This is a genomic window from Alteribacillus persepolensis (assembly GCF_900099605.1).
Taxonomy (GTDB): Bacteria; Bacillota; Bacilli; order Bacillales; family Marinococcaceae; genus Alteribacillus; species Alteribacillus persepolensis.
In genome coordinates, this window is record NZ_FNDK01000013.1 from 74,500 (window position 1) to 86,346 (window position 11,847).

10 protein-coding genes are annotated in these 11,847 nt (G+C 41.8%); 9 read left to right on the forward strand and 1 reads right to left on the reverse strand.

The annotated features are described in order from the left end of the window. The first annotated feature begins 151 nt into the window (after window positions 1-151). Complete coding sequence (locus BLT18_RS11260) at window positions 152-754, forward strand: molybdenum cofactor guanylyltransferase (protein WP_091273988.1); 603 nt, start codon at window positions 152-154, stop codon at window positions 752-754. Between the two features lie 216 nt (window positions 755-970). On the opposite strand, the gene fdhD is transcribed toward BLT18_RS11260, so the two are convergent. Beyond that, complete coding sequence (gene fdhD, locus BLT18_RS11265; RefSeq protein WP_091273990.1) at window positions 971-1,765, reverse strand: formate dehydrogenase accessory sulfurtransferase FdhD; 795 nt, start codon at window positions 1,763-1,765, stop codon at window positions 971-973. A 159-nt stretch (window positions 1,766-1,924) separates the two neighbouring features. On the opposite strand from fdhD, the gene BLT18_RS11270 reads away from it, so the two are divergent. The 8 genes from BLT18_RS11270 to BLT18_RS11305 form a co-directional block, all read left to right on the forward strand. Beyond that, the gene (locus BLT18_RS11270) at window positions 1,925-4,273 is read left to right on the forward strand and encodes an FdhF/YdeP family oxidoreductase (RefSeq protein ID WP_091273992.1); all 2,349 of its coding nucleotides are present in this window, start codon (window positions 1,925-1,927) and stop codon (window positions 4,271-4,273) included. 398 nt (window positions 4,274-4,671) lie between these two features. After that, window positions 4,672-5,439, forward strand: a complete 768-nt coding sequence (gene bioW, locus BLT18_RS11275; RefSeq protein WP_091273994.1) for a 6-carboxyhexanoate--CoA ligase — start codon at window positions 4,672-4,674, stop codon at window positions 5,437-5,439. Beyond that, window positions 5,436-6,782 carry an adenosylmethionine--8-amino-7-oxononanoate transaminase gene (gene bioA, locus BLT18_RS11280; protein ID WP_091273996.1) on the forward strand — a complete coding sequence of 449 codons (1,347 nt, stop codon included), beginning with the start codon at window positions 5,436-5,438 and terminating at the stop codon, window positions 6,780-6,782. The genes bioW and bioA overlap by 4 nt, the downstream gene beginning before the upstream one ends. Further along, window positions 6,772-7,944 (forward strand): 8-amino-7-oxononanoate synthase, encoded by a 1,173-nt coding sequence (gene bioF, locus BLT18_RS11285; RefSeq protein WP_091273998.1) that lies wholly within the window; start codon window positions 6,772-6,774, stop codon window positions 7,942-7,944. Before bioA ends, bioF begins: the two co-directional genes overlap by 11 nt. Next, window positions 7,941-8,648 carry a dethiobiotin synthase gene (gene bioD / locus BLT18_RS11290; RefSeq protein ID WP_091274000.1) on the forward strand — a complete coding sequence of 236 codons (708 nt, stop codon included), beginning with the start codon at window positions 7,941-7,943 and terminating at the stop codon, window positions 8,646-8,648. The genes bioF and bioD overlap by 4 nt, the downstream gene beginning before the upstream one ends. Then, the gene (bioB, locus tag BLT18_RS11295) at window positions 8,641-9,651 is read left to right on the forward strand and encodes a biotin synthase BioB (RefSeq protein WP_091274002.1); all 1,011 of its coding nucleotides are present in this window, start codon (window positions 8,641-8,643) and stop codon (window positions 9,649-9,651) included. Before bioD ends, bioB begins: the two co-directional genes overlap by 8 nt. Window positions 9,652-9,668: 17 nt before the next feature. Next, window positions 9,669-10,895: a cytochrome P450 gene (locus tag BLT18_RS11300; protein WP_281242357.1), complete on the forward strand. Its 1,227-nt coding sequence runs from the start codon at window positions 9,669-9,671 to the stop codon at window positions 10,893-10,895. A gap of 453 nt (window positions 10,896-11,348) precedes the next feature. Further along, a partial coding sequence (locus BLT18_RS11305; protein ID WP_139184732.1) for a UbiD family decarboxylase occupies window positions 11,349-11,847 on the forward strand: 499 nt, incomplete at its 3' end.

The window sequence follows — 11,847 nt, forward strand, 5'->3', positions numbered from 1 at the left end:
CTCGTTACCCAGGCTGATAAGAAAGAAAGCCATGGACTTTTTGCAAAGAAACTTTTATTCAATGTTCAGAGAAGAAAGAGCATAAAATATGGCTGCCTGTAGAACAAAAGCTGCAGGCATTCCCATATGTAACGAAAGAGGTGTATAATAATTGAAAATATCTGGGATAGTCCTGGCAGGAGGGAAGTCTTCCCGGTATGGCAAGCCAAAAATGTTTGAGCGCTACAAGGGGAAACAATTATATGAATATAGTGTCGACGCTCTGCTTTGTAACGGCATTAAACCGGTTTATATTCTCACCAATGAAAATCTAGTCAATCATTTTCATAAAAAAGATATTCGTTTGTATGTGGACCCCAGGAAGTACGAAGGCCCGCTTGCAGCCCTTTATTATGGAATAAAAGAAATCAGGAGTACGTGGTTTTTTGTATTAGCAGCGGACATGCCGTTTGTAACAGCAGAATTTGTTCATGAATGGAAAGTAATGGCAGAAAAGATGGATACAGAATACGAAGCTGTAATTCCGGTTGCAAATAGAAAGCAGCCCCTTGCGGCTCTTTACCATAAAAGCTCTGTGCCGAAAATGAAAGAAGTTTTACAAGAAGGTCATCGCAGTATGTATCATTTGCTAAAAAAATTAAAAGTCGAAGAGAAACCGTTTGAAAAAAAAGTGTTTACTAATATTAACCGGCCATCTGACTGGAAAAGCCCAGTGGGAGAGAGCAAAAGAAAACAACCTTTTGTATTGGATTAAAAAGACTGCCGCATGTTTTATCTTCTACAGAGTCCAGCTGTGCAGAGAACGTGAATGAAAGCAGCAGGCAGTGTCACAGCCATGGATGTGCGGAATGCATGCATTGACTGTGACGGCGCTCTGCCTCTTTCCGTCATTTCCATGAAAACGTGCTTATTGCACTAAAGTTTTTTCACACAGCTTATTTCCCGGGTAAAGCATGATGTATAAGAAGCATTAATTAGTGTCTGTAATTCTATGCCAGTGGGAATAGATATTAAACGAATCTCCACGGATAAAACCAACAGCAGTAATATGAAGGTCTTCAGCGAGTTTAACCGCAAGGTCAGTGGGGGCAGATTTGGATAAAACAATTCCTACACCTATTTTTGAAGCTTTCGTTAATATTTCTGAAGACAGCCTTCCACTGAATACGAGCACTTTGTCTTTTACGGGGACATTATTTAACAGGCAATGACCATACAGTTTATCAAGCGCGTTATGTCTTCCTATATCTGCACGGTCTACGATAATATCTTGTGGTGAACAGATGGCTGCATTGTGCACCCCGCCTGTCCCTTTAAACGTCAGGCTGTTGTCTTGCATTTTTTTTATTAGGCGAATACATTGTTCTGTGGTCAGGGTAACATTGGTCATAGATGTTTTCGTCGTCCGGACATCATTTTGAAAATAAAACTGCCTGCTCTTCCCGCAGCAAGAACCAATAAACCGCTTCGAGTAATAAGATGGAGACTGCATTCGATTACTGCGGACTTGAACATAAGCAAAACCATTATCTGCATCAATATCTAGAGCTTCGATTTCTTCTTTAAATAAAATAATTCCTTCCGAGGCAAGAAACCCTACCACCAATTCTTCATAGTGACGAGGAGAACATACCATCGTAGCAAATTCTTCTTGATTAATATATATCGTTAGAGGATGTTCCGATACAATATCATCTTCCATCTCTTGAAAGTCCCCATGCTGAAAGGAAATCATTGACTTTCTCACGCTGATTTTTCGTTCCATATAGTCACTTCCTCTTTCCAGGTAATTGAAAAAAGCATAATGTTTTTTCGTTGAAAAAAATAAAAACATAATGTATATTTTAACAAGAAATCAAAAGAATTTAAATATTAATGAAAGTAAGTTGTTCGCTGTGCATTGCTTAATAAAGGAGTGAAAAAAATGGGGAAAACAAAACATACTGGACCAATAAAACTGGATAAAAAACCTGCTCCAAAACTATGGGCTGGGAAAACACCAATGGGACTGGGAAAAATAAAACCCCATCATATACGAGATACGATGAAAGTAGCTTGGGAAAATAAAGATAATGCCCTTTATGCTTACCGTATTTTAACACAAGGGGTATGTGATGGGTGTGCACTTGGTGTGTCCGGGCTACGTGATCAGACATTGGATGGACCTCACTTGTGCACGACACGTTTGAACGTTTTACGACTCAATACGCAGCCTGCAATGGACCCGAAATGGCTGGAAGATGTGGAGAAACTAAGAGAGATGAGCAGCACAGAACTTCGTCAGCTTGGACGTATTCCTTATCCTTTATCACGAAAAAAAGGAGAAAATAAGTTTACTAGAATCTCTTGGGATGATGCACTGAATCGTATTGCAGAGAAAATAAAAGATATCAGCCCACAACAATTAGCGTTTTATTTAACAGCGCGGGGCATTACGAATGAAGTCTATTATACTGCAGCAAAGACGGCTCGTTTTTTAGGAACAAACAATATCGACAACGCATCACGCATTTGCCATTCCCCTAGTAAAACGGCTTTAAAGAGATCACTTGGCATCGGCGCTTCTAGTTGTAATTATAAAGACTGGATTGGAAGTGATGTCCTCGTTTTTTGGGGAAGTGTTGCTGCTAATAACCAGCCTGTTTCAACGAAGTATATGTATGCTGCGAAAAAGGCCGGCACGAAAATTATTATGATCAATCCGTACCGCGAGCCGTCGATGGAAAAATACTGGATACCGTCTATCCCGGAAAGTGCGGTGTTTGGTACACAGATTGTAGATGATGTGTACCAGGTAAATATTGGTGGAGACATCGCCTTTATGAATGGCATCATGAAGCATTGGTTTGAGATGGAAGAACAAGAACCGGGATGCGCGATTGATCATGATTTTGTTAAGGAACACACAAATGGATTTGCTTCTCTCAAAAAGCATATCGCACAACAAAATTGGCAAGATCTCGAGCAGTCTTCTGGACTTTCTAAACAGCGCATGTATGAATTTGCAGAGCTGCTGGCACAATCGAAATCTGGCGTGTTTATCTGGAGCATGGGGCTCACTCAGCATCGGTTTGGGACAGATAATATCTCCCAAGTAGCAAATCTCGCTATGCTGCGCGGATTTATTGGAAGAGAGCATTGCGGTTTGATGCCGATTCGCGGCCACAGCGGTGTGCAAGGATCAGGAGAAATGGGGGCGGACCCGTTTGTTCTTCCTGGAGGCGACTTTACAGAAGAGAACGCCCAACGCTTGGAAGATATTTGGAACTTTGATATCCCGCGCTGGCAAGGAGATACCGTCGGGCAAACACTAGAAAATAGTTTGCTTCCTGAAGACCATGAGCGGAAATTAAAATTATTCTACACGAGTGGCGGCAACTTCCTTGAAACGATGCCTGATCCGGATTTCATTCAAAACGTGTTGGAAAATATTGATTTACGTGTGCATCAGGATATTATTTTTAACACGTCAACGCTGGCTGACGCCAAAGAAGAAGTCATCGTCCTGCCTGCCATGACCAGGTATGAGCAGGCGGGTGGGGGAACATCGACTAGCACAGAAAGAATGGTCTATTTTAGTCCGGAAATTAAAGGTCCTAGAATAGAAGAAGCTCGTTGTGAATGGGAAATATATATCGACTTAGCCGCACGTGTCTATCCGGATAGAAAACATCTCATAGAGTGGGAAGATGCCGAGCAAATAAGAGACGAAATTGCTGTTAGTAATCCTAACTATGATGGTATTCAGCATTTAAAAGAAAAAGGCGACGTGTTTCAATGGGGAGGCGCTTGGCTTTGTGAAAACGGGGAGTGTCCTACTCCTGATGGAAAAGGCAACCTTCTCAGCATTGATATACCAGAAAACCGCCGCACAGAAGGCAAATTCTATGTGACTTCAAGACGGGGAAAGCAATTTAATTCAATGATTTATAGTGAAAAAGATCCCTTTAATGCGGCACAACGATACGATATTTTTATCAGTGAACAAGATGCTGATACGTTAGGTATTCAAGAAGGAGAATCCATTGTTGCCTACAATCAATTCGGAACCTATCAAGGAACAGCAAAATTTGAAGATATCTCTGCAGGCAATATTGCTGTCTACTGGCCGGAAGGTAATATTCTCCTGCCGAAAGGGGTCTATGAAGACCACGCGCAAATTCCTGAATACAACACCGCTGTTATTGTGGAAAAAGCTGAAACCTTTCATGCTCAAAAAGACCAATCTTACGTGGAGAAAAGAGTAGAAGAATTGGAAATGAGTGTTGAATAGACTGTATATGAAGTGAAAACAAGCACTGCAAAGATAAAAGCAGTGCTTGTTTTTTTGATTCGAAGATAGGAAAGGATAAAAGTTTGGCGTTTTCATCGTCCAGCACAAGCGCCTGCTCTTTTCTTTGTATGTTAAATGCGGAGGCAGAAATTGTTATTGTGCTTCTTTTTACAGCCGTTTTGTTATTTTTGTATGTAAACAGCATAAAAAAAATAGCGGCTGCTTAAAGACTGGCAAGAGAACAAGATGATTATGCTTTCAAGCAGATTTTCACAATAAAAAAACGCCCTCGAACGATATAATCAAAATGTTAACCATGTTGACTTATGTGGTTAACGGTTGTAGAATATTTGTTAACTTTAATAATTAAATGGTTTACAAAAGGGGAGAGGTGAAAAATGCAGGCACAAACCTATTTTAGCGTGCGAATGAGAGCGTCTCAGAACGGATCTCATGAAGAAGAAGGAAAGCACATCTCTGGCGGGGAATGCATGGCAACATATCACGATATACCAAAAAAAGCTGATGCTTTGCTAGACAAAGCATTACATCATGCCAGGGGAAATCCAGATTTTATGCAGATTACAGTTGAAAAGATTTCTAGTTCTATTGAACAAACAGAACCCCTGTCCATATCGACACACGAAGCAGCCACAGCAGAAGAAGGGCAGTTATTGGCAAAAGAATTATTAAAAAGAGAGGGCGTACCGGTGGAGGTGATAGACAACGCATATAAACAAATGGCTGAAAATTCAGTTATTAGAGGGGCGATGCTGTTTGACATATGCACCGGTCAGCGTGTCGATGCTGGAAACGATAGAGGGATCCGTGTTTCTCGAATGGACTGGAATACGGATAACTTTGAAAAGTGGGCACAACATCACAAGCTGCCTAATAGTCCGAGGGTGCAAGAAGCTCTGACTCTTGCAACAAAAGTCAGCCAGCATCCCGGTTCGGTTGCTGAATTATGCTGGTCTGATGACCCTGACTATGTAACTGGGTATGTGGCTGGAAAAAAGGGTGGTTATCAACGGATTACAAAGCTTAAACAGGCTGGAGATGAAACAGGCTGTCGCGTCTTTTTTGTGAATGGAGAAGAACTGCATTCTTATGTTCACTACTTAGAAAAACAACCGATGTTTATTCAATGGAGGGACAATCAATGACACATGAGTTGGTGGAAAAAAGTAAAAAGTATCTTTGGTTACCTTTTACACAAATGAAGGATTATGACAAAGATCCTCTTATCATTGAAAGCGGGAACGGTACGAAAGTGAAAGACAGTGCCGGAAAAGAATATTACGATGGATTTTCATCGGTGTGGCTTAATGTTCATGGTCATCGAAAAAAAGAGCTGGATGAAGCGATAAAAAACCAACTGGAAAAAATCGCTCACTCTACTTTACTGGGAATGACAAATGTTCCAGCAACTGAACTGGCTGAAAAGCTGGTGCAGCTAACACCTGAAAAGCTGACGCGGGTCTTTTATTCAGACAGTGGTGCAGAAGCGATGGAGATTGCGCTGAAAATGGCATTTCAATATTGGCAAAACAAAGGCAAGACGAAGAAACAAAGCTTTATTGCGATGCACAACGGTTATCACGGAGATACGATTGGTGCAGTAAGTGTAGGTTCTGTTGATCTTTTCCACGATATATATGGTCCGCTCATGTTTAAAAGTTTGAAAGCACCTATACCTAATGTCTATCGTTCCGAAAGCGAAGATCCGATTCAATGCCGAGACGAATGCTTACATATTCTTGAGGATCTTCTAAAGGAAAAGCATGAAGAAATAGCCGCGCTTTCTATCGAATCGATGATTCAAGGAGCAGCTGGTATGGTCGTATACCCAGATGGGTTCTTAAAAGGTGTACGGGAACTTTGCAGCAAATATGATGTCTTAATGATTGTAGACGAAGTGGCAGCGGGATTTGGGCGTACGGGAAAAATGTTTGCTTGTGAACACGAAAATGTCCAGCCGGACTTAATGGCAGCAGGAAAAGGTATCACGGGAGGGTATTTACCTATTGCTGTCACGTTTACTACAGAAGAAATGTATGAAGCTTTTTATGATGACTATGAAAAATTGAAAACGTTCTTTCACGGGCATTCCTATACAGGAAATCAGCTGGGCTGTGCGGTAGCTCTGGAAAATTTACGCTTATTTGAGTCCGAAAACATTGTCGGACAAGCTGCTGAAAAAGCTGATTATCTTCGGGATATCTTACAGGAGTTATATTCGTTAGCTCATGTAGGTGACGTCAGACAGCTTGGGATGATGTGCGGAATTGAACTTGTTGCTTCTAAGGAAACGAAAGAACCGTTTCCATTTGAAAAGCGCGTCGGTTACCATGTGTCGTTGAAAATGAGAGAACTTGGCATGCTGACACGGCCTATGGGAGATGTCATCGTATTTATGCCGCCGCTTGTCAGTACAAAAGAGGAGCTGGCTGATATGACAGCTATTATGAAAGAAGCAATTACAGAGGTGACGGCTGTTGTTGTTTGATCAATGGCTGCGAGGAAGGCTTTATCAAACGAAAAGAGCCGGCTTGTATCGAACGATGCGAACAATGCACACAGCACCCGGATCTTCAGTGATAATAAATGGCCAGCAAAAGCTTGTATTTTCATCCAATGATTATGCAGGGCTGGCTAATCATAAAAAATTGATTGATGCCTCAAAAGAGGTGCTTAATGAATGTGGTTGTGGAAGCAGCGGTTCCCGTCTTATTACAGGAAATACTGCGTGGCATGAAAGGCTGGAAGATAAATTAGCAGCTTTCAAGAAAACGGAGGCAGCACTTCTGTTTTCAAGCGGATACTTAGCAAATATAGGTGTCTTGTCTTCGATACCGGAAAAAGGAGACGTTCTCTTAAGTGATGCGCTCAATCACGCCAGTATCATTGACGGCTGCCGTCTTTCGTCAGCAGAAACGGTCATTTATAACCATATAGACATGGATGACTTGGAAGAAAAACTAAAAGAAACACAATCGTACCGGCGTCGTTTTATCGTGACGGATGGTGTGTTTAGTATGGATGGCACCATTGCCCCGCTTGATCAAATGATGAAACTAGCGAAGCGTTATCAAGCATTCGTTATTGTCGATGATGCCCATGCCACAGGTGTGTTGGGAGAAAACGGCAGAGGAACGAGTGAATATTTTCATGTTGTGCCTGACGTTATGATGGGAACGCTCAGTAAAGCTTTGGGGAGCGAAGGCGGTTTTGTTGCTGGGTCACAGGAGTTGATTGAATTTCTGCTTAATCATGCAAGAACGTTCATTTTTCAAACTGCCCTGCCTCCAGCGAATTGTGCAGCATCGGTGGCTGCTATAGACCTTATCGAAACACAAACAGAACGGCGAAAGAAACTATTGTCTCATGTAAAAGAGATAAAAAGCTGTCTGTCACATATGGGATATACCGTTATCGGAGATCATACGCCGATTATTCCGGTCATTATCGGGGATGCACAAGACGCCGTTGTATTTGCAGACGAACTCATGGAAAAAGGTATTTATGCACCGGCCATTCGCCCGCCGACTGTAGCACCGAAAGAAAGCCGTATCCGCCTTACAGTGACAGCCAATCACCATTGGAGTGATATCCATTACTTAATAGACTGTTTTCGCCGCATTGGGAAGGAGTTGAATGTTATATCGTGAAAGGCTTTTTTATCACAGGAACAGATACAGACGTCGGAAAAACGATAATAGCCGGAGGGCTGGCAGCGGCTCTTTCAGCCAAAGAAGTGGATGTTGGGGTGTTTAAGCCAATGTTAAGCGGAATAGCAAGAGAAGCTTTGGAAAGTGATACATCTTTTTTAAAAGCTATGTCTAAAACATTTCTCTCTTTAGAGGAAATTACTCCATTTGTTTTTACAGAACCTGCTTCGCCGTATGTAGCAGCTAAACAAGAAGAGATAAGTGTGCGTCTAGAAGACGTGCTTAAGCATTGGGAAGCCATGAAAGACAAACATGATTGTTTCATTGTTGAAGGTGCAGGCGGTATTTCTGTGCCAATGGGCGAGAATTTCTTAGTCAGTGACATCATACATGCATTGCAATTACCTGTTATTATCGTCGCGCGCCCGGATCTTGGCACCATCAATCACACGTTTTTAACGGTTCACTATGCCAAAAGTATAGGCGCTAGAATAGCTGGAATTGTGATAAATGGAAAAAGAGAAGGGGCAGGACTTGCTGAACGTACCAACCCGACATTGATAGAAAAACTAACCGGGGTACCAGTTATCGGCATCACCCCGCAACAAAACGAAATAACGAAAGAGAATGTGCGTGACATGGTCATTGAACATGTTGATATCCCCTTTTTACTAAATGAGATGGAGGCGAATGTGTATGAATAAGTGGATGGAATATGCAAACCGCGTATTAGCTGGAGAAAAATTAACCAATACAGAGGCTCATGCGATTTTGGAATGTCCGGATGATGAGGTATTACTGTTGATGCATGCGGCTTTTCAAATCAGAAAACAATATTACGGCAAAAAAGTAAAGTTAAATATGATTATGAATGCAAAATCGGGGTTGTGTCCAGAAAATTGCGGCTATTGCGCACAGTCTTCGATTTCGACTGCACCCATAGATTCATACAGAATGGTAGAAAAGGACACCTTGTTAGAAGGCGCAAAGCGTGCACATGACTTGAACATCGGAACTTATTGTATTGTGGCCAGCGGCAGAGGCCCTTCGAATAAAGACGTTGATCATGTAGTAGATGCGGTAAAAGAGATCAAAGACAGCTATGGACTGAAAATCTGTGCTTGTCTCGGCTTGTTAAAACCAGACCAGGCTGAGCGGCTGAAAGAGGCTGGTGTGGACCGCTACAATCACAATGTAAATACATCAGCAAGTAATCATGACAATATCACGACATCCCATACGTATGATGACCGGATTGATACAGTACAAACCGTAAAAGACAAAGGAATGTCCCCGTGCTCTGGTGTGATTGTAGGAATGAAAGAGACAAAACAAGATGTTGTTGATATGGCAAACAGTTTAAAAGCACTGGATGCTGATTCGATTCCGGTGAATTTTTTACATGCGATTGACGGAACGCCTTTAGAAGGAGTTCGTGAATTAAATCCGCTTTATTGTTTGAAAGTGCTGGCACTGTTTCGCTTTATGAACCCAACAAAAGAAATTCGCATCTCCGGCGGACGAGAAGTGAACCTTCGTTCTTTGCAGCCGCTGGGACTTTATGCAGCAAACTCTATTTTCGTCGGGGATTATTTAACAACTGATGGACAAGAAGAAAGTGACGATCACAAAATGCTCGTTGATTTAGGATTTGAAATAGAGACGGTAGAGGAAATGAAAGAAAGCATGGCAGCAGAAAACCATTAAGAGAGGAGAATACAGCGTTGGTGAAAGCAACTGCAATTTCTTTGGCGTCACAGACGTTTGCAGAAAATCCGTATATGTTTTATGAACAGCTGCGCTCTACCCACCCGGTCACTTGGAATAATACTTTTCGCTACCCAGGTTGGTACGTAACAGGATATGAAGAGGCAAAAATCATTCTTAAAGACGCCCGCTTTAAAAATCGGATTCCTCTGCCGCAGTCATCAAAGAAATACGAAAGGTTAAAGAACGTTCAAAATGATATGATGTTGTTTCAAAATAACATGAATCATCAGCGGCTGCGCGGAATTGTAAGCAAGGTGTTTACACCTAAAGCGGCGGCATCTTGCCGTCCTTTAATCCAAGAGACGGCAGCAGATCTCTTGAATCAAGTGAAACAACAAAAACACATGGATATTATATCTGATTTTGCCTTTCCATTACCGAGCCTTGTTATCGCAAACATACTAGGAGTGCCGACCGAAGACCGCAGCCTGTTTAAAGAATGGACCAAACCTTTAATTGAATCGATTGATTTTACACGCTCTAAAAATGTATTAACTAACGGGAACGAAACAACCAAGCATGTATTGGATTATTTTCAAGACATGATTCAGCACAGAAAACGCCGGCCAAAAGATGACCTTATCAGTATGTTAATCAACGAGGAACAAGACGGGGAAAAGCTGACTGATAACGAACTGCTTGCTACCTGTATACTGCTGATGGCAGCAGGCCATGAAACCACAGTGAACCTAATCAGCAATACCATTCTTTGTTTCCTGCAACATCCTTTTCAACGAACAAAACTAATGGAAAATCCAGCCCTGTTGGAAACAGCAGTTGAAGAAAGTTTACGCTTGGAAAGCCCAACCCAGATGATTGCTCGTGTAGCATCAGAAGACATTGAAATAAGCGGAAGTCATATCCAATCAGGAGAACATGTCTATATTCTGCTCGGCGCTGTTAACAGGGATCCACGTGTATTTGAAAATCCGGATGCTTTTGATATTACCCGGCATCCTAACCCGCACCTTGCTTTTGGGTATGGCAGCCATTTTTGTTTGGGAGCACCACTTGCTCGATTGGAAGCGCAAATCGCTGTGAAGAGCCTGCTTGCGACATTCCCAGATTTGCGATTAGAAACAGAAAACGTCAGATGGCGAAAACTTGCTGGATTTCGCTCTCTGCAAGACCTTCCAGTGATATGGAATAAAATCGAAAATCATACTGCACGCAAGCAGTGACGATGCCATCATGAATATTATTTGTCGTTTAAATGAAGGAGGAAAAGACATTGGAATAGTGGCTGAAGAACCCTCAATGTCCTCCTGCAGCATATGATAAAGCAGTACGGCCATACTGAATGCAACAAAGGGTTTATTGCTGTTAAGGAAGCTGTCCATCCGCAAATAAGATATGTTCATATAAAGACTGTGTGATGACAGGATTCAAACATGATCGAGTTTGGTGTGTGATTGTTTTGTGTATGGCAACAAGAACAGGGGAACGTTTCTCCTAGATGAGGCATGAATAATTATATTGAGAAAAACTGTTGACATATTTTCTAAAGAATAGCTTGATTCTGATAGTTTGACGCGATTTACCTGGCATTGCGAATAAATTGCCCTGACATAATACTGTTTATTCTGCAATAATGAGTGTATAGCATATAAACATATCGATTCAGGGGTGATAAGATGGCTGAGATGGTAGAAGCCAACATGAATAGGAAAAGCCAAACAGAGAATAAGCCAATTCAAACAAATCTTGCAAAGCGTAAGGTGGCAGATTTACAAGGAATAGTGGAGTTTTTAAGACAGGAAAATATGCTTGTGCGCACGAAGTCTCCTGTTGATATAAAACATGAAATGGCTGGAATAGCAAACAACTATGAAGGGGGAAAAGCCGTATTTTTTGAAAACATCAATGAGTCAGAAGTTCCCTTGCTCACTGGCTTGTACTGGAATCGAAAACTATTAGCCAAAATACTGGATGTAACAGAAAAGAAGCTTCCTTTTCTCACAGCGCAAGCAATAGAACAATGGAGTAAACATCCTGTGGATCCTGTCGTCGTTGATCAAGGCCCTGCCAATGAAGTAGTGGTGGAAGATAAGGAGGATTTGCTGCGTGACATTCCCATTCCAACCCACGGATTAAAGGATGGAGGTCCATATTTGGATTCTTCTGTGTTAATCG

Excerpts from the sequence above, each read along its gene's own strand:
- fdhD (WP_091273990.1), bottom strand. The coding sequence starts at position 1,765 with ATGGAACGAAAAATCAGCGTGAGAAAGTCAATGATTTCCTTTCAGCAT.
- BLT18_RS11270 (WP_091273992.1), top strand. The coding sequence starts at position 1,925 with ATGGGGAAAACAAAACATACTGGACCAATAAAACTGGATAAAAAACCT.
- bioW (WP_091273994.1), top strand. The coding sequence starts at position 4,672 with ATGCAGGCACAAACCTATTTTAGCGTGCGAATGAGAGCGTCTCAGAAC.
- bioA (WP_091273996.1), top strand. The coding sequence starts at position 5,436 with ATGACACATGAGTTGGTGGAAAAAAGTAAAAAGTATCTTTGGTTACCT.
- bioB (WP_091274002.1), top strand. The coding sequence starts at position 8,641 with ATGAATAAGTGGATGGAATATGCAAACCGCGTATTAGCTGGAGAAAAA.